The organism is Bacteroides sp. LFL-34, assembly GCF_027257075.1.
GTDB lineage: Bacteria > Bacteroidota > Bacteroidia > Bacteroidales > Bacteroidaceae > Bacteroides > Bacteroides ovatus.
Map to the genome: position 1 here is coordinate 180,951 of NZ_JAPQKZ010000006.1, position 18,932 is coordinate 199,882.

Annotated in this window: 18 protein-coding genes and 1 pseudogene; 16 read left to right on the forward strand and 3 right to left on the reverse strand. The window is 39.2% G+C overall.

All coding sequences use genetic code 11. The features are described from left to right. Window positions 1–227: 227 nt before the first annotated feature. Window positions 228–452, reverse strand: a complete 225-nt coding sequence (locus N5O98_RS05490) for a helix-turn-helix domain-containing protein (RefSeq protein WP_032856291.1) — start codon at window positions 450–452, stop codon at window positions 228–230. A gap of 125 nt (window positions 453–577) precedes the next feature. On the opposite strand from N5O98_RS05490, the gene N5O98_RS05495 reads away from it, so the two are divergent. Together N5O98_RS05495 and N5O98_RS05500 are read left to right on the forward strand one after the other, a co-directional pair. Next, window positions 578–970 (forward strand): hypothetical protein, encoded by a 393-nt coding sequence (locus N5O98_RS05495; protein ID WP_032856293.1) that lies wholly within the window; start codon window positions 578–580, stop codon window positions 968–970. A 282-nt stretch (window positions 971–1,252) separates the two neighbouring features. Next, window positions 1,253–3,028, forward strand: coding sequence for an oxaloacetate decarboxylase (locus N5O98_RS05500; RefSeq protein ID WP_032856298.1), 1,776 nt, complete (start codon window positions 1,253–1,255; stop codon window positions 3,026–3,028). A gap of 166 nt (window positions 3,029–3,194) precedes the next feature. On the opposite strand, the gene N5O98_RS05505 is transcribed toward N5O98_RS05500, so the two are convergent. Next, a complete protein-coding gene (locus N5O98_RS05505; RefSeq protein WP_004312261.1) occupies window positions 3,195–3,590 on the reverse strand; it encodes a helix-turn-helix domain-containing protein in 396 nt (131 codons plus the stop codon). Between the two features lie 393 nt (window positions 3,591–3,983). Here N5O98_RS05505 and N5O98_RS05510 point away from each other — a divergent pair, with 393 nt between their 5' ends. From N5O98_RS05510 to N5O98_RS27485, 9 genes and pseudogenes are all read left to right on the forward strand, one after another. Then, window positions 3,984–4,853 carry a hypothetical protein gene (locus tag N5O98_RS05510; protein ID WP_004298503.1) on the forward strand — a complete coding sequence of 290 codons (870 nt, stop codon included), beginning with the start codon at window positions 3,984–3,986 and terminating at the stop codon, window positions 4,851–4,853. Next, window positions 4,850–6,115, forward strand: coding sequence for a DUF6175 family protein (locus tag N5O98_RS05515; protein ID WP_032856294.1), 1,266 nt, complete (start codon window positions 4,850–4,852; stop codon window positions 6,113–6,115). Before N5O98_RS05510 ends, N5O98_RS05515 begins: the two co-directional genes overlap by 4 nt. An 11-nt stretch (window positions 6,116–6,126) precedes the next feature. After that, window positions 6,127–8,004, forward strand: coding sequence for an LPP20 family lipoprotein (locus N5O98_RS05520; protein WP_004312264.1), 1,878 nt, complete (start codon window positions 6,127–6,129; stop codon window positions 8,002–8,004). A gap of 30 nt (window positions 8,005–8,034) precedes the next feature. Then, window positions 8,035–8,616: an LPP20 family lipoprotein gene (locus N5O98_RS05525; protein ID WP_004312265.1), complete on the forward strand. Its 582-nt coding sequence runs from the start codon at window positions 8,035–8,037 to the stop codon at window positions 8,614–8,616. Window positions 8,617–8,684: 68 nt separating this feature from the next. Next, window positions 8,685–9,692: a hypothetical protein gene (locus N5O98_RS05530; protein ID WP_004312266.1), complete on the forward strand. Its 1,008-nt coding sequence runs from the start codon at window positions 8,685–8,687 to the stop codon at window positions 9,690–9,692. After that, complete coding sequence (locus tag N5O98_RS05535) at window positions 9,689–11,263, forward strand: hypothetical protein (RefSeq protein ID WP_032856296.1); 1,575 nt, start codon at window positions 9,689–9,691, stop codon at window positions 11,261–11,263. Before N5O98_RS05530 ends, N5O98_RS05535 begins: the two co-directional genes overlap by 4 nt. A gap of 12 nt (window positions 11,264–11,275) precedes the next feature. Next, window positions 11,276–12,562, forward strand: a complete 1,287-nt coding sequence (locus N5O98_RS05540; protein WP_004312268.1) for a hypothetical protein — start codon at window positions 11,276–11,278, stop codon at window positions 12,560–12,562. A 215-nt stretch (window positions 12,563–12,777) separates the two neighbouring features. Continuing rightward, complete coding sequence (locus tag N5O98_RS05545) at window positions 12,778–13,065, forward strand: nucleotidyltransferase family protein (RefSeq protein ID WP_004312269.1); 288 nt, start codon at window positions 12,778–12,780, stop codon at window positions 13,063–13,065. Beyond that, window positions 13,049–13,435 (forward strand): annotated as a pseudogene (locus N5O98_RS27485) (HepT-like ribonuclease domain-containing protein). Before N5O98_RS05545 ends, N5O98_RS27485 begins: the two are co-directional and overlap by 17 nt. Here the strand turns inward: N5O98_RS27485 and N5O98_RS05555 are convergent. Further along, window positions 13,399–13,647: a helix-turn-helix domain-containing protein gene (locus tag N5O98_RS05555; protein WP_118160982.1), complete on the reverse strand. Its 249-nt coding sequence runs from the start codon at window positions 13,645–13,647 to the stop codon at window positions 13,399–13,401. The pseudogene N5O98_RS27485 and the gene N5O98_RS05555 overlap by 37 nt on opposite strands. On the opposite strand from N5O98_RS05555, the gene N5O98_RS05560 reads away from it, so the two are divergent. The 5 genes from N5O98_RS05560 (at window position 13,553) to N5O98_RS05580 (ending at window position 18,399) form a co-directional block, all read left to right on the forward strand. Beyond that, a complete protein-coding gene (locus N5O98_RS05560; protein ID WP_004312271.1) occupies window positions 13,553–13,912 on the forward strand; it encodes a Gfo/Idh/MocA family oxidoreductase in 360 nt (119 codons plus the stop codon). The two genes, N5O98_RS05555 and N5O98_RS05560, sit on opposite strands and share 95 nt — an antisense overlap. Before the next feature lie 68 nt (window positions 13,913–13,980). After that, a complete protein-coding gene (locus tag N5O98_RS05565) occupies window positions 13,981–15,258 on the forward strand; it encodes a DUF3575 domain-containing protein (RefSeq protein WP_004312272.1) in 1,278 nt (425 codons plus the stop codon). A gap of 9 nt (window positions 15,259–15,267) precedes the next feature. Next, window positions 15,268–16,275, forward strand: a complete 1,008-nt coding sequence (locus tag N5O98_RS05570) for a DUF5119 domain-containing protein (RefSeq protein WP_008775268.1) — start codon at window positions 15,268–15,270, stop codon at window positions 16,273–16,275. 54 nt (window positions 16,276–16,329) lie between these two features. Beyond that, window positions 16,330–17,295: a fimbrillin family protein gene (locus N5O98_RS05575; protein ID WP_004312274.1), complete on the forward strand. Its 966-nt coding sequence runs from the start codon at window positions 16,330–16,332 to the stop codon at window positions 17,293–17,295. A gap of 264 nt (window positions 17,296–17,559) precedes the next feature. Beyond that, on the forward strand, window positions 17,560–18,399 hold the full coding sequence (locus N5O98_RS05580) for a helix-turn-helix domain-containing protein (protein ID WP_009040360.1): 840 nt from the start codon (window positions 17,560–17,562) through the stop codon (window positions 18,397–18,399). Window positions 18,400–18,932 lie beyond the last annotated feature (533 nt).

Genomic DNA, 18,932 nt, shown 5'->3' on the forward strand with positions numbered 1-18,932 from the left:
TCAAGTAATTACTTTTTTATAAGCTGTTTCCGTAATGATTCGTTTTTATAGGATAATGTTAGTCAAAGTGTCTAAGGAATATTTTGAAATAACTTCTTTGTTGTGAAATTATAGGGCAGATTTGACAAACTATGCCGAAATTTATTTTTTAACTTCTAGATAATAAATCAAAAATAATATCCGTTGCACAGTATATTATGATATAGTTATCTTCTTCTTCTTTGTAACTATACTATATCTTTTAAATTCACCTCTAAGGTATTAGCAATTTTTACGAGGGTACCAATTGTGAAATTTGTTCTTCCTTTTTCTATTCGAATAACATTATTGTATTCTATTTCAAGCTTATCTGCAAAGTCTTGAATAGATAGATTCTTACTTTCTCGCAATCTTCTAATTCTATAACCTATCTCGTTTAATGTTTCTTGTTTATCAAGCATAATTTCTGTCATATATGATTGTTTTCAAAGAAAAGTATTTATATTTGCATATCTACAATCATATATGATTGTATTGTGAAGTTTAATATTGGTCATTAAATATTTAGCAGAGTGATAACAATAAAAAAAATGATGAAATGGATACTCTTAATTTGCATTCACACTTTGAGAATTTACTGTATGTAGGAAGAAGCGTGCTCACCAATACAAGTAGCCGCATTCGAAGATTATTTTTTAAAAATGAGATGTGTATATATGAATACTTGTTTATGGAGGAGGTAAATAAAGGTATTGAAATTGTAGTAGATAATGCTGTACTAGTCTGTGTTTTAGAAAATGATGTCTGTAATAAATCTATTCTTTATTTTAATGATTCAGTCAATATTGCATCTTATATTAATTATTGTAATAGTAATTTTGAGTATAATAAAGCCCTTGACAAGTGGATTATGCCTGATGGTTATCTTGGTTTGTTTATACCTACTGATGATTTTGAGAAGCGATTTGCTTTTGTACAAACTTTAGTATAAATAAACTTTCTGGTATAGCTTCAGAAGCCGTTAAACGTCAATGAATGAAGGTGATGAAGTATTTGGCAATCTTAAAGGAATGATATATGTACGAACATAAAACAATTTGATTTGTTATTTATAGTGAATGGATCTATATAGAGGTGGTTTTATTGCATTATGATATTAAACATCTCTTTATATCTATTTTTTAAGGTGATTGTTTGACTATATGTCAGTTTAAACCTTTATATTTGTATATGTGAAGTTAACCGAAGAAAAAATCACTTATTATTGGCTATGATGAAAAAGGAAATTAAATTCAGTCTTGTTTATCGGGACATGTGGCAATCTTCCGGTAAATATCAACCTCGGGTTGATCAGCTTGTCCGTATCGCTCCTTTGATTATTGAGATGGGCTGTTTTGCCAGAGTTGAAACGAATGGCGGTGCTTTTGAGCAAGTGAATCTGTTGTACGGCGAAAATCCTAATAAGGCCGTCCGTGCTTTTACCGCACCTTTTAAAGAAGCGGGTATTCAAACGCATATGCTCGATCGCGGATTGAATGCGTTGCGCATGTATCCGGTTCCGGCAGACGTACGTAAATTGATGTATAAAGTCAAGCATGCGCAAGGAGTGGACATCACACGCATTTTCTGTGGACTGAACGAAACAAGAAATATCATTCCTTCTATTAAATATGCTTTGGAAGCAGGTATGATTCCGCAGGCAACTCTTTGTATCACCTATTCTCCCGTACACACTGTTGAGTATTATGCCCGAATTGCCGATCAACTGATTGAGGCTGGTGCACCTGAAATATGCTTGAAGGATATGGCGGGTATCGGTCGTCCGGGTATGTTAGGAGAATTGGTCAGGACTATCAAGGAGAAACATCCGGATATATTGATTCAATATCATGGTCATAGTGGACCGGGATTGTCTATGGCTTCTATTCTTGAAGTTTGTGAGAATGGTGCGGACATCATTGATGTAGCTATGGAGCCTATGTCTTGGGGCAAAGTGCATCCGGACGTAATCTCTGTGCAAGCTATGTTGAAAGATTTAGGTTTCCAGGTCCCCGACATAAATATGAAAGCATATATGAAAGCTCGTGCCATGACGCAAGAATTCATTGATGATTTTCTGGGTTATTTTATGGATCCTACCAATAAATATATGTCTTCACTTCTACTGAAATGTGGTTTGCCGGGTGGTATGATGGGTTCCATGATGGCAGACTTGAAAGGAGTGCATTCCGGTATCAATATGATATTACGGAGTAAGAATGAGCCGGAACTTAGTCTGGATGATTTGCTTGTGATGCTTTTTGATGAAGTGGAATATGTATGGCCTAAGCTGGGTTATCCTCCTTTGGTGACTCCTTTCAGCCAATATGTGAAGAATGTTGCATTAATGAATCTTATGCAGCAGGTAAAAGGGGAAGAGCGCTGGACAATGATAGATAACCACACTTGGGATATGATTCTGGGTAAAAGTGGACGTCTTCCGGGTAAGCTCGCTCCGGAGGTCGTAGAATTGGCGAAATCTAAAGGATATGAATTTGTCGATACCGATCCGCAGTTGAATTATCCGGATGCTTTGGATGAATATCGAAAGGAAATGGATGAAAATGGCTGGGAATATGGAGAGGATGACGAGGAACTGTTCGAACTGGCCATGCACGATCGCCAATATCGTGATTATAAGTCCGGGGTTGCCAAAAAGCGTTTTGAGGAAGAGTTACAACATGCTAAAGATGCGGCAATGGCAAAGAACGGATATTCGGAAGAGGAAATTAAGAAATTGAAACGTGCCAAGGCAGACCCGGTCATTGCTCCTGATAACGGGCAGGTACTTTGGGAAGTTTCCGTAGAGGGACCATCCATTGCTCCATTCATCGGACGTAAATATCAGCATGACGAAGTTTTTTGTTATCTTTCTACCCCGTGGGGAGAATATGAAAAGATTCTGACCGGATTTACCGGAAGGGTTGTGGAGATATGTGCACAGCAAGGTGCCAATGTACATAAAGGAGATGTAATAGGTTATATTTTACGGAGTGATATTTTTGCGTAGACTCTTATAAGAGTTAGGGTATAAGCTACACCTAATAAAGAATTTTAGTAGGGTGTCTTAAAAGTGTTTTTAAAATAGTAGTGATGCACAGAAAATCGATAACTAATCGGTGATCTGTGCATCCTCATTATTGTTACCTTAATGTAATAATTCTATGAGTATGTTACTATACCAGTACTTTATTTTCTAAAAGTTCTATGCGTTTGCACAATATCTCGATAAACCGGCTGTTTGCCTTGATTAGTTCACGGAGATCCTCTGCAGCTTCGATGCGGACAGTGCTACAATCTTTCGCGACTCCGATATTTGTCCCGATTGTACCTGTGTTATTGACATACACATTTCCATCTATTTTATTAAATAGCTCCAATGCAGACATATTTAGCACTTCTGCTATTTTGTTCAGCCTTGTTAATGTGAGGTCGGTTTCACCATACTCAATCTTACAATAGGCACTTGTTGATAAGTTCAACTTTTCTCCCATTTGTTCTTGAGTAAGATTCTTTTCCATACGAAGCATTTGCAGCCGATGTCCTACTATCTTCTTTAAATCTGTTTCCATGTATCTTGTTATTGGGAAGCAATTTATTATTGGACAAATGTAACAATTTTAGTGGATATAACAAATGCTATTTTATACTTATTCGAGAGAACTGTGGAAAATGCGATGGTGCAAATAGCTTGGAGACGGGAAAACGACCTCGTTTTATTGAACATACCACTCTTTTCCCTTTTCTCATTGATATTTGGAGATAACTATTCGTTTAACGGATGGTTGTAGTAAATATTGTGTATACAATGCACCTTAATGTGTGCTTAACTTTGCAGTCAGAGAAAACACAATCATTCATAACAGTAAATCATTATTGAAAAAAGAACATTCTATATTGTATTAAAAGAGCGAAATATTGCACTAAAAAACAAACATAGCATTAATAATAAATAATAAACAGACATGAAGAAGATTTTACTATTGTTCTCTATTTGCCTAATTCCAATGTTAGGCTATGCACAAACCGATGAAAACGGTAAAGAAAGAGTCTATATTGATTATTTCTCGCGTCCCGGTACTATCAGTAATATTTTGGCGGAAGCATTGCGTAATAAAGTAATAGAAGGTATCCAGAAGATGGATCGTGTAGAACTTATTGATGTTGATTCTAATGAAGCATTGAAGACTGAAGCGAAAAGACGCCAAGAGGCTTCTGCTATGGGAGATGCCGTTTGCAGAAGCGAGGTCATGACAACGTTAGGCGCCCAATATCTTATTCAGGGAAATATTACCAGTATGCAGGGAGTTAAAAAAACAGATAGTAAAGGGAAGACCTATTATCAGGGGAGTGTTTCTTACACGTTGAAAATAGTAGACCCTTCTAACGGTACACTCAAAGGAACCCAGACATTCACTCACGAGGGGCTGACCGGGAATATTGGCGATACTCCTGATGAAGCTATCATTAAGACTTTGGATTATGTAGTAATAAGCATGGACGATTTTGTTGACGAGTATTTCAAAATGAAAGGAACGATTGTACAGATTGAGAGTACCAAAAAAGATAAAGCACAAACTGTATATATCGATCTTGGAACCAAGAGAGGGGTACAAAAAGGCCAGAAATTTATCGTTTACATAGAGATGGATATTGCCGGAGAACTGTCATTGAAAGAAGTCGGACGCTTGAATGTGAAAGAAGTATTGAGCGGAACACGTTCTTTATGTACCGTGAGCAAAGGCGGTGAGGAGATAATGAAAGCATCGAAAGAAGAAAAGAAATTGATTATTCTTTCTCGAAAAAATACCTTTTTAGGCGGACTTGGACTATGATGAAGTTACGAATACTGCTTTTGAACCTGCTAGTTGTATACACTATTCATTTCATGGCACAGGAGTCATACTCCAATGACGTAACTTGTGTGAAGGCAGATGATAACATAGCCGTTATCACCGCTTCCGGAACAGCCGAAAAAAAGAAGGATGTATATAATATGGCATTGAAGTCGATCTTTAATGCTATATTCCTCAACGGCATTGACGGAGTGGAAAACGGACAGCCGCTCGTCGGGAAAGAAGATTCTTACTATATGAATCAGTTTTTCAGTTCACGTTATATGCTTTTTGTGAAGAACTATGAAACGGTAGGAGATCTGGTACGGCAATCTTCCAATCTATACAAAGGTACAGTAACGGCTCAAATCTTATTAGGTGCGCTTAAAAAAGACTTGATACGGAACAAATTGATGACGAGATCCCAGGAAGAAATGTCGATGGAGGAAACTCGGCAACAAATGGCTTTGCCGACAATCATGGTAGTCCCCTATAAAAGCAATGACCGAAGCTCATACGCCGATATTCTGAAAAATGATTTTGATCTTCGTATAGCCGTAAGTACGGTAAAGGAGGGATTTGTTAAGCTTGGCGTGAAGACGGTGGCTGCCGAGGGAAAACAGTCAGGAACTTTGCGCGCTTCCGAATGGGAAAGTAAGAATGCTGATTCCAATGATAAGCAGTTGTTGATGAATTCGGGAGCGGACGTCTATGTGATTGTTGATTTACAAAAAGACATATCTGCAGCTTCGGGAAGTAGAGTCTCATTGATTATGACTGCTCGTGAAACGGCTACCGGAGTAGATTTGGCTAGCCGGAAAAGCTGGACGAACCGCTTTAGGACGACGGACGTGGATAAGTTATGCGCATACGCGGCACAAGATGTTCTGGATGGTTTTCTGAAAGATATTTCGAAAGAGTTTGCCCGGAAAGTTCAACAGGGGAATACGGTTGTTCTTCGGGTTAGTCTCGCAGATAATGCTATCAATACGATGAATAGCCGGATAAACGGTAGTACTACTCTTTCGGCGCATATACGCAATTGGGTACGAAAAAATGCCCAGGGAGGACGCTACCATATTCAAGGTGTTGTGGACGATAGTCTGATATTTGATTCGATACAGATTCCTGCAAAGGACAGCGACGGCTTGCCGATGGATTGCATCACGTTTGCGGATAATCTGGTTAATTATCTGAATGATTCCGGAATAGATAGTGAACATAGAGTGGATGGAAGTACCATCTATTTGACTATTCAATAAATCAAGGACGTATGAAACATTGGCTTTTATTTATTCTTGTGATTTCATGGTTTTGCTTTCCGCTTTCCGGTCAACAAACGAACCGTCCTGACTGGGTGAAACAGCATCCTGTTAGTGGTTTAAGTTACATCGGAATAGGAATGGCTGAAATATCGGAAGGAGATTATCAGCAAAAGGCAAAGCAAAACGCTTTGTCTGACCTTGTATCTGAAATTCAAGTGGTGATTGCCGCCAATTCTTTGTTGAATACGTTGGAGGACGATGGTAATGTGAAACAAACCTTCGCAGAAAGTATTCGTACAGAAGCCCGGGCGGAAATAGAGAACTTTCGTCTGGTGGATTCCTGGCGAAGTGACAATGAGTATTGGGTTTATTATGAATTGAATAAGGGCGATTATGCGGCCTTGGTGGAAGCACGTCGTCAGAAGGCAATCCGTAACGGATTCGATTTTTGGTATAAGGGACACATTACTTTACAACAGGGAGATTTAATGACTGCCATTGAATTATTCTCAAATGGAATGGAGGCTATACGCCCGGTGCTTAATCAGGAGTTGTTCTGCTCTTACGAAGGAAAGACAATTAATCTGGCGACCGAACTATATGCGGCTTTGGCTGGAGTATTTGATGGAATAACGATTGTTCTGAATCCGGCAACCGTTTCAGTCACGCCGTTTCAAGGTATAAGGGAGCCTATTGCTATAGGTGTTTACCGTAATGGAAATCCGTTAAGGAATATCCGGTTGAAAGCCGAGTTTGTTTCCGGGTCGGGAGATTTGTCTTCCATGTCTCCCACCGACGAATCGGGAGTTGCCGCTCTTTATGTGCGCAATATTACTTCTAAACAGGCACAGCAGGAAATTGGAATTTCATTAATTGATGATGTGTTCAGCTTGTTCCGGAAGGGAAGTTATGCAGCTTTATTCAAACAAATGCTTTCTTCTCTTCCCGGAGCAACGTTGACTATCAACACGGTGCAGACACAGACTTCTGCTTATGTTAGAAGTGCGCAGAGCGATATAGAGGCGGTGGAACGAACTGTGAAGAGTTTGCTGAACAATCATTTCTTTAACGTAGTTGCATCTCCTTCTGAAGCCGACATTATCGTTACATTGGATAATAAGTGTCGTAAAGGCAATACCGTTCCGGGTGAACTGTATAACTTCATCGAATTCTTTTCTACGTTGGGGATTAAAATAGAAAATAACCGGACGGGGCAAACCATGTTGAATTATTCTATTAATGATGAACGGACATTAGTACCTGAAAATAAGTCCGCTTCTCAAGGCAAGAATATGGCGGCGCGTGAATTGATAAAACGGCTGAACCGGGAGTTTGCACGTGAATTGAAGAAAATAACATTCGACAGAACCGGAAAGATTCCGGAAAGACAGAAGATGTTGCCGGATGTTCCTGTTCCGGTAGTCGGTTCTTCCGTACCGGAAAAAGAAGCTGATCCGGTTATATCTGTCCCTGTTGTGGTGCCGGAAGTTATTCCTGCTCCTTTGGTTCCGGTTAAGTCCGCCAAACCAGAGAATCAAAAGGCAATTCGGGTTGAATGGTTGGATGGTGTCTTTGTTGAATTTGACAAACTTGCAACTTTGGGAGACAAATCGAGGATACATCTTAAGATTGTGAATACAAATGCTGACGATTGCGAAGTGGACTTATATAGTGGAAATCTGACGGTTATAAACGAAAAAGGTGAAGAATCTCCGATTGTCAGTCTCAAACTGGGGTCTAAGTTCAATGACCGCAGAGTCACTGCGCTCATTGTGCCTGATCTGCCTACGGAGATGGTTATTGAGGTAAGTAAGTTGCAATCTGTGGCACTGCTGCAATTGAAGGATTTCAAAAATAATATAGTGAAGTTGAGAGGCTTGAAATGAATCATATATTAACATTAAAAAAGACTTGAAATGAAAAGAATTAATTTATTGGGAACAGCATTGCTAATCATTGCTGTTATGACAAGTTGCGGTAGTTCAAAACCTGTAACACAAACAGTGCAGCAACCGGCAGTGCAACAGGACGTAGAAATTAATGTTCCTTGTTCGGGACCGGAATTTCAAACGAACAAAGAGTATTTTAGAGCTAGTTCGATGGGACTTTCTACGGATATGTCTATTGCAAAGAAAAAAGCGATGACGGAGGCCCGGGCTGAAATTGCTACTGCTATCAATGCAAAAGTGAAATCGGTAACCGATAGTTATGTTTCCTCTTATCAGCAAGGTGAAAATGATGAAAGCAAAAGTCGTTATCAATCATTGACCCGTACGGTAGTGGAACAGGAATTGAGCGGTACGCGTGTAATTTGTGAAAAAACCATGAAGACTCCTGATGGTAAATACAAAGTATATGTCTCTCTTGAACTGGCAGGAGAGGAAATCATGAATGCTATGGCAAATCGTATTAAGAATGATGACAAATTGCGCATTGACTTTGAATATGAAAAGTTCAAAAAGATATTTGAAGAAGAAATGAGTAAAAACGCCCAATAAGCAGCTTGTTTAAAACATTGCGGATAGTAATGATCTCTTTAATGACTACCCAACTATTTGAAGATTGAATGATGAAGCTTAATTTGTCGGATATAAGATATAATTGGGTAGTTATTTTTATTATCCAGTTGCTTTTGTCTCCCGGTATTGATGTGTTTTCACAGGCAATGCCTGTTGATACAGTTTATAACCAATCTTATGACTGGAGACCGGGACAGCGGGAGACTTTGCCGGAATGGGTGTTTGCTTCTCAACGGAAAGGCCGGGTAGTTGGTATATCTGATCCTTGTATGAAATCCGAAGCTGCAAGGATGCTTGCTTTGCAAAGAGCGGCTTATCTGTATTCATTGCAGCAAGGGGTACAATTGAGACTTCTCTCGGACGTTTTTTCCACCATGGAGACTGCCAGTAATACATACGAAGACCAAAGAAACAAAATGCTTGTACTGGGAGTGATCGAACATCCCGTTCAACATGTTTCCTACCGGATTGAGCATGAATATACTTCTATATTTGGAGAGAAATTTCTGGAGGTATCTTTTACTCCATCGAATGATAGTTGCGATTTTTCTTATCATTCCATTAGTGAGTTGATGCTTTTGTTTACGAAAGAAAGGGTTGAGGAAGAAGAGGTGAAATTCAATTTATTGTTGGAATCGGATAGTTGTAGGGAGCAATCAGACCAGTCATGGTTTCAGCTTAAGGGAACACAGTCATCTCCTCAAATAATTTCATATATGAACGGAGTTGAAATTTGTTCTTCACAGGAAGGCTGTTGGTATGAAGATGCCGGTTTTGGAGGTCAGGACGGATTGGAGAAGATGGATATGAGGAATGCCTTTTGGAATGCCTATATGTCTTCTTTGGTGAAGGCACTGTTGTTATATCCGTTTTCTGATGTAAATGTCAAGCAGGTGGACGATCGTTTCAATGGTGGCACTGATTCCGGTTGTGGTTTGTATCGGGAGAAGGTTGTCGCTGTCTTGTCCATTTCCCCCTTTATCAAAGATATACGGAATAATAAGCTGTATGTGGATTGGCAGATAACAGAACAACAAAATATAATAAGGAAATGAGGAAAAATAGGATACGAATACTATCTATGGTAGTTTTTTCATTGTGTTTGCCGTTTAGTCTTTTTGCGCAAATAGATAAAGACATGAAGGAGTTTGACGATTTTGTGAAGCAGCAGCAAAAAGAGTTTGATGATTTTGTGAGCGAACAGAATAAGGAATTTGCCGAATTTCTGAAAGAAACCTGGAAAGAGTATGACTTGCAGAAGCCGGTGGCACGTCCTCAAAGGCCGGAGCCTGTAAAACCGGTCAGCTTTGACCATAAGAAGCCGGCAACAAAACCGCAAGAGGTTAAAGTAGGGGAGGTGACACGACTCCCCATTCCGACAGTGACTCCAAGTGCGACATTTTCTCCTTCAAAGGGGAAAACACAGGTTCCGGTTGTACCGGGAGGTAAAGATGTGGCTGTAGAACCGGAAAAGGATTTTGCGGTGCTCCCTGAAATAAAACCGGAAGTGAAGCCTGAAGAAACCGTTCCGGCCAAACGCTCACTTTCCAGTGTAGAGTTTTCGTTCTACAGTAAAGATTGTGTTGTCAATGCTTCATTGAAGAACCGGCTCACTTTAAAAGGGATTGCAGAGAAAGATATTTCTGCCGGATGGGAGACGTTATCGCGTAGCAACTATCAGCCTTTGATAGACGACTGTCTGGCTTTTAAAAAGGATAATGCCCTGAATGACTATGGTTATCTGCTGTTGACGAGGAAAGTTGCTACTGAACTATGTGGAAGTACTCATTCCGATGAAATAGCTCTTATGCAAATGTTTCTCCTTTCTCAATCGGGATATAGGGTTAAGGTGGCGCGTATGGATAACCGCCTTACTTTATTCTATGCTTCGGGTAACATGATTTATGCTACCTGTTTTATAACTTTGAATGGAGTAAACTATTACAGGTTTGATACTACCCCGGATAAAACTAATTCTATTTACACTTACAACCGTGATTTCGCCAATGCGAAGAACCCGGTAAATATGAATATCACTGCTCCTCAACCCTTTTCAGGAACTTACGTGGAGAAAACGTTGCAAGCGAAAGCTTATCCATCCGTCAAAGTCTGCTCGAAAGTAAATTCGGGACTTATTTCCTTCTATAAGGATTATCCGCAATGTGACTTTTCTGTCTATGTGGGAGCTCCTGTCAGTCAGGAAGTACAACAGACGGTGCTTCCATCATTGCAAGCTGCCATACAAGGGAAAAAACAATCGGAAGCTGCTAATATACTGATTAATTTCGTGCAGACAGCTTTTGATTATAAGACAGATGGTGACCAGTTTGGTTATGAAAAGCCTTTCTTTGTGGATGAGCTGTTCTACTATCCTTATTCCGATTGCGAAGACCGTGCTGTGTTATACTCTTATTTGGTACGTACTCTTATGGGGCTTGATGTTGTATTGTTGGAATATCCCAATCACATGGCAACAGCGGTCTGTTTTGATGAAAACATTGACGGAGATTATATAACTGTAAGCGGAAAGAAGTACATAATTTGTGATCCGACTTATATTGGAGCTTCTATCGGGCTTGCTATGCCGCAATTTAAGAACGTGGCAGCCAAAGTGTTGAAATATTAATTTTATTATATTATGAAGAATATTAAAAAGTATTTGTGTGCCATTGTAATGATGGTTATTTCGATGACTGCATTTGCGCAGGAAGATGTTTTTAGCGGTGACTGGCTAGGAGCAAATAAAGAAGGCGATTTAAAGGTTGCGTTCACATTGAATTGTGATGGTAATTGGCAATTGAATCCTTATAATGAGAATGCCAGATGCAATGGATTTATGGAAGTGAATATGCTGGAACCCGGTGGAAGGGAATCTTTGATGGCAACTTATGAGTTTTACGTCGAGAGTATGAACGGGAATGAACTGACTCTTTCTTTTGTAGGCGGACGTCCGGAGGTTGATGCCGGGATTTCCGGTCAATGCAAAGTCGTTTATAAAGATGATAAGTTGTCGTTTTCCGGACTTGATAAAGGCGGAAAAGATGCTGCCTTTAATGGATTGACACTTGTAAAAAGCGGTAGTGGAGCTGATGCAATAGCTGATGCTGCGGCGGATGACGGAGTTCCTTTGGGAGTAAAGATATTGGCTGTTCTCCAACTGATTTTGTATATTGCCGTTGTTTTATTTATTGTGGGGCATATGTTTTTTGTATGGTATAAGGGCGCACGTTATAAAGAGGTTTTTACGGTAGAAGGAATGTTGAATAAACGCCTTGCAGCCGGAATGCCGGAGAAAATGACGGATGAAGAGATAACGGAGGCGTGGAAGCTGATGGATGAGGCATTCGCTACTTGGACGGTGATTGAAAAAACAGATGATGATGAATTCAGAAAGCCGACAAAGATGAAGCAAATTAAGAAATCTGTTCTTTTGATTGATCAGGTTATCGGTATGTGTCCTACTGACGCTGATGTCATAGAACGCTTAAACTCATTGACTGATGTGATTAATAGTGGTGAAGAACGTCATTTTGATGGTTCCAGGAAATTAATCTGGTTAGGTGTCATTGTGGGTATCTTGATGTATTGGATGATGGGAGTCGGTATGATGTTTTCTACTTTAATAGCTACCGGTTTGTATGTGGTAGCGAGCAGGACGCCTCAATTCTTAATTGATAAGCGGGCACTTCGTGGCGGTGGAAACATTCATAATGGTATTTTTGCCGGAGTGTTCGGGTTATTGGCAGGAGCGCAGACAGTGCGGACAATATACAAGTTTAATGATGGTCATAAAGAATATTCTGATGATCATTCACAACATTGGATTGCTTTGGCAATCGGACTTGTCGTTTTGTTTGTATTGGCAATGATGATGGCGTTCTGGGCACTTCTGAACTATTTACGTAATTATGTCCTGTACTTTTGATGGATAAAACTAACATGGTTGTTAATAATGGATTCGGCAGCATAATTAGGCTATTTATGTTTTGAAGTAGAATTTAGAGTAGTAGGTGTACAGGGGATCGATGAAAATTTGATGACCTGTGCATCTTTTTTTAATTAGTGATACCACAAAATATGATTAAGAATTTGCTAATTCCAATATTAATTTTAATATTTGCATTATAACAATAGTGTCAGTTGAAAACAAAAGATGAAATAATCGCTATTCTCCGGAATTTTAAGGAAGAATTTGGGGAGAGATATGGAATTGAAAAGTTAGGACTTTTTGGTTCTGTGGCTCGTGGTGAGCAGAAAGAGGATAGTGATATTTGTGTAAAGCTTCAAGATCCGGATTATTTTACTCGAATGGAAATAAAAGAGTCATTAGAAGAGCGTTTTAATGCAAAAGTGGATGTCGTGTCTTTAACCGCAATTATGCGTAGTTTATTTCGCAATCATATAGAGAAAGATGCAATCTATATCTAATGCTGACATATTGGATATGCTTCTTTTTGTAGAAGAGCGTATTAATACAACTATAGAAAGATGTGGTAGTGTCATTTCTGTAAATGATTTCTTAGCTTCTCCTGATAAGATGGATATTTTTGATGCAACTTGTATGCGTTTGTAAACCATAGGTAAGACTGTTAAGAATATAGATAATCTGACTAATCATGAATTATTGATAAATTATGCCGGTACTCCATGGAGGAGCATCATTGGACTGCGCAATATTATTTCTCATGAATATTTATCTATTGACCCCGAAGAAATTTTTAAAATAGTAAAAGTGCATCTGCCTGGATTGCTTCTTGCAATTCAGCAGATCAGGAATGATATTGCTGCTAGTATATGAGACCTTTGTAGCTTTCCTATTTTTTTATTATGCAAACGGTAGTCTTTAGGTGCCACTCCTATCCGCTTTGTAAACTTCTTATAGAAATGTGATCTATTCATAAACCCACTTTGATACATGATTTCTTCAATGGTGAGTGAAGTGGTCACAAGAAGTCTTGATGCAAAATTGATCCGTTGTTCTTTAATGAAGTTTTTGGGTGGGGATAAAATATCTCGTAGAAAATTCTTGGCGACTCCCGATCATAGCTATTTCCCGATTTGTATGGAGGCGATGAAGCTTGGCATCCATGTGTATGTGGAAAAGCCGCTTGTCAGAACTTCCTATGAATGTGAACTGCTGATGCAGGCGGAACAGAAGTACGGTGTTATCACGCAGATGAGTTACCAAGGACATTCTTTCTGTTTATTATTGACCTTAAACTCTCAAAACTTGCAAAATCGTTTCAATCGTTTCACAGAATCTTTCATGTCTTGATTTTTGTTTTAAAAGTATGATTCGGTTTGTTTTCTAACTTCTATATTTGTCAGCAGAAACGAACGACAATGAAACATGGTATCTATATATTGGCTATTCTTATGGTTTTATTAGGCCTTCCAGAAAGTGGGTATGCTTCGATTCCATTTTTCGCTGTTGCGAATGATACAATCCGGCGGGTAATGATATATTTTGATGCGAATGATGCGGGAGTGAATTCATGTTATAAAAGTAATAATCAGGCAATTGCAACTTTGGATTCTTTGCTTTCCGGGAATTTGGGTACGAAATATGTAACTGCGCTTAATGTGAAAACTTTTGTTTCTCCTGATGGCAATGAGTCTTATAATAGAGGTTTGGCTGCCCGAAGAAATGATTCGATAAAGGAATTCTTACAACGGTATAATTCGGATGTTAGTGTTGATAAGATTCATTTTTTTTCAGAGGGAGAGGATTGGTCGGAGTTTCGTAAGTTGGTGGCATCCGACTCCAACTTGCCGGATCGGGAAGAAGTGCTGATGTTGATTGATTATCATAAGAATGATATCGACAAACGGAAGCGACTGTTGCGAAAATTGAATCGGGGAATTGCTTACCGATACATTGTTCACAATATTTTTCCGGAACTGCGGCGATCGGTTATTACGATTGTTGGAGAAACTTCGAAATTAGGTAAAGAGGCTTTTGAACCGGTATCTTCTGTCTTCGGGTTGTTTGTTTCAAATCAGGAAGAGGCGCTTCCGAAAGATCAACCTGATAAGTCTGTGGGAGAAAGTGAAGAAAAACAGGCCTGTGAGGTCGATATATCGGAGACAGAAGGGCCGGTGAAAAGCCAAACTGTACTTGCAGTGAAGAATAATCTGTTATATGATTTGGCATTGGCACCGAATATAGAAGTAGAAATTCCGATAGGTAAGAGGTGGTCTTTGAATACTGAATATAAATGTCCGTGGTGGCTGAATAGTAAACACGATTTCTGCTATCAGCTCCTTTCTGGAGGGATGGAAGGACGTTGTTGGCTGGGAAACCGGCAGAAACGCAACCGACTGACCGGACATTTTATAGGACTTTATGCTGAAGGTGGAATATACGATTTCCAGTTACGTGGAGATGGGTATCAGGGTAAGTACTATGGAGCTGCCGGAGTGACTTATGGATATGCACGGCAATTGGCACGGCATTTTTCTCTAGAGTTCAGTCTTGGCATAGGGTATTTGACAACAGAATATAAGAAATATACTCCTTATGAGGGAGATATTATATGGACAAACAGTGGGCGTTATAACTTTATTGGCCCTACCAAGGCGAAAGTTTCTTTGGTATGGTTGATAACAACAAAGAGATAGGAGGGCGCAATGCGAAATACAAGATACAGGTTTCTTGTGCTTTTGTCCTCGCTGCTGATGCTGACCGGGTGTAGCCGTCGCGATATATTGGATGATTATCCCGTAAGTGGGGTAGATATAAAGCTGGATTGGGATGGAATGACAGATCAACTGCCGGAGGGAGTTCGGGTGATTTTTTATCCGAAGAACGGAGAAGGCAGGAAAGTAGATAAATACCTTTCGGTACGAGGTGGAGAAATGAAAGTTCCTCCGGGACGGTATTCGGTAGTAACTATGGGTTATAACTTTAACTCGGATCGTATACGAATTAGAGGAGAAGAGTCCTATGAATCTATAGAAGCTTATACAGAATATTGCAATGATTTGGGGATTGCAGGAATGGAAAAGATGGTTTGGTCACCCGATTCGTTGTATGTATTGAATATAGATGAGCTGAAAATAGAGAAGAGTGAAGAAGTGCTTCATTTAGACTGGAAGATGGAATCTGTAGTGAAGAAATATTTTTTTGCAGTAGAGGCTAAAGGTTTGGAGTATGTTGCAACAGTGGTAGGGAGCATTGATGGATTATCCGATTGTTACTGTATAGGCAAAGGTCGTGGAGTGTGTAGCTCACAACCTATCTACTTTGAGGTAAAGAAGGGAGACAATAAGGTAACGGCATCTTTCACCGCTTTCAAACAAGTAAAGGAAATGACAATGCCGACGCGAATGTCAATATCAGAGAGGGAAACTTCTAGTGAGAAAGATGCTATAATATTAATATTGAAATTTATCAAAACAGATAATACAGTTCAGGAAGCAACAATTGATGTTACTGAAATAATAGGTACACTTGAAAATGCTGGAACAGGGGAAGATGGAAAACCAACCCCACCACCGGAGATTGAGTTACCGCCTGATGATAAGATTGAAGTTGATAAGCCGGAAACACCACCGAATCCTGATGGAGGTGGAGGAATGGGTGGCAATGTTGATGGATGGGGACCCGAAGATAATGTTGAGTTACCCGTGAAATGAAATAGATGCTATAAACAAAATATAACAATATTATAAACTTAAAAAAATACAGTTATGAAGAAGATTTTATTGGCAGTAACAGCTGCTTTGGCAATTACGGGTTGCTCACAGAATGAAGAGTTTGAAGCCCCTTCACAGAAGGCCGAAATTAATTTTAATACGGCGGTAACTAGAGCTACTGAACTGGATATAGACGGTTTAAAGAGTTCTGGCTTTCAGGTTTACGCGTATAATACGAAGGCAGAGGAGATGAGTGCTACGGTGACTCTTTCGACACCATGGATAAATGGTTCTGCTACTTATTCGGATTCTAAATGGACGGTATCTGGAGGTCCATATTATTGGCCTCTTGCAGAAAATCTGCAATTCTTTGCATACTCTCCAAAAGACGGAGTTACATATACAGCTCCGAATGGTACTACTGATAAAGGATATCCTAAGTTTACTTATACAGTGGGAAATACAGCTGCCCTTCAAAAGGATTTAGTGATTGCATCTGTGGCAAATGCTCAAAAGAAGACAAATGAAGCAGCAACAGATGTTTCTTTAACTTTTAAACATGCATTGACTCAAGTAAATATCGAGGTGACAAAAGAGGCTGGTTATACCTATACTATATCTAAAGTGGAATTGACTGGAATTAAGGGAAGTGGAACATTTACATATGCAGGTGTTAACGCAGGGACTTGGACTGCAGGTACAGAGACAAGTGTCTCTTATGCATATGAACTTGGGGCTTTTTCAGATGATAAGACAGCTGTAAAAGCAGGTAATGCGTTGATGTTAATACCGCAAGCTCTTACTGATGCAAAAATATCTATAGAATATACCGTAGAGAAAGATGGAAGTAAGATTGCTGAAAATAGTAAGGAAGTATCTTTGACAAGTACTGCTGCATGGGCGTTTGGAAAGAAAATACTATATAAACTAACATTGCCTATTGGTGCTCAAGAAGTTGGTATCACTGCAACTGTTACTGGTTGGGATGCTGAAGATCCTGTAACTCCAACTGTTGACTAACACAAGATTAAATCTATGGAACCGATGTAATTTGTATGTTACATCGGTTCTTCTTGTGTTTTGGAATTATGATAGAAAATATAGCCTAGTTTCTCCAGAAAAAGACTGGGAATTTTAATTCTATATGTTACTTACATTTTTGTAGTGGATACCTTTTTTCTCTTACCTAACCTCTTTTTCACTTTTCTCTCTTTTTTTATGGCAATATGAAAGATTTCATATATTTTTGCTGGCAGCATAAACAAAAACAAACACAGTCAGCGTATGCCATCTATTTGTCAAGGAACCTGGGATTGTCAAATATGTCCAAAAGCGGTGAGTAATGCCATTACTCATGTGATTTATCAGCGTGGTTTTCATAAACCGGCTCAAAAGTGTGAAGAAAATCTTATCCTTTTTTTGATGAAGGGAGAAATACTGGTCAATAGTAAGGAATATGCGGGGACAATGCTTAAGGAAGGTGAATTTATCCTTCAGGCCATTGGCTCTATGTTTGAGATGCTTGCTATGACTGAATGTGAGTGCATTTATTATCGTTTTATCCAGCCCGAACTGTTTTGTGATTTCCGTTTCAATCATATCATGAAGGAAGTATCTCCTCCACTTATTTATACTCCATTAAAAATAATTCCAGAACTGCAATATTTCCTCAATGGGTCTATTACTTATTTGAAAGGAGATAAAGTCTGTCGGGATTTGCTATCTCTGAAACGAAAAGAATTGGCGTTTGTATTGGGATACTATTATTCCGATTATGATCTTTCGAGTTTGGTGCATCCACTCTCTAAATATGTAAACAGTTTCCAATATTTCGTTATTCAAAACTATAAGAAAGTAAAGACAGTGGAAGAACTGGCACAATTGGGTGGATATACCCTTAGTACATTCCGTCGTATCTTCAATAACGTCTTTCATGAACCTGTTTATGAATGGATGCTGGCGAGACGTAAAGAGGGCATTCTGGACGACTTGAACAACTCCGAATATAGCATTTCGGAGATATGCTATAAATATGGTTTTGAATCTTTACCCCATTTTTCTAATTTCTGCAAGAAATCTTTTGGTGCCTCTCCACGTAATTTACGTAGGCAAGACATTTCATAAATGCAACTATGTAAGATAATTGCGGTTCACCGGTTTCATCCAATTCTCTAAATGCCGATGAATAAGGTAACAGCGGGTGAAAGCAAGGGAGAAATTCAGGCGAAACTGAACCTTCCCGGTTTCACCTATTGAGTTTATTCATACCGACTGTTGGACATATAGCTCCAAGGTGTTGGATATATAGCTCTAAGGTGTTGGATATATAGCTCCAAGATGCTAGATATATAGATGCAACAACTCAAGTATTAACACATGAGAACTAAGGTGTTAAGACCTGGCGGCCAAAGTACTACATCCGCACAGTTCACTCATTAATACCTGAAAGCGGATTTGCTATAAGCATATCCGGATTAGCTATAATGATAATTGTTTTAGCTCAAGGGATATTTTAATAAGACAGGTGAAAGCGGTAACGTAAGCGTCTCCGCGATTCTATATAGTGTATTAAAATAAAAAGGCTAATGATCCCTTTTTAGTCATTAGCCTTTTCCCATCTGTCAGGAAGCAGTTCCCTGTATTTTTCAATTGGTGTG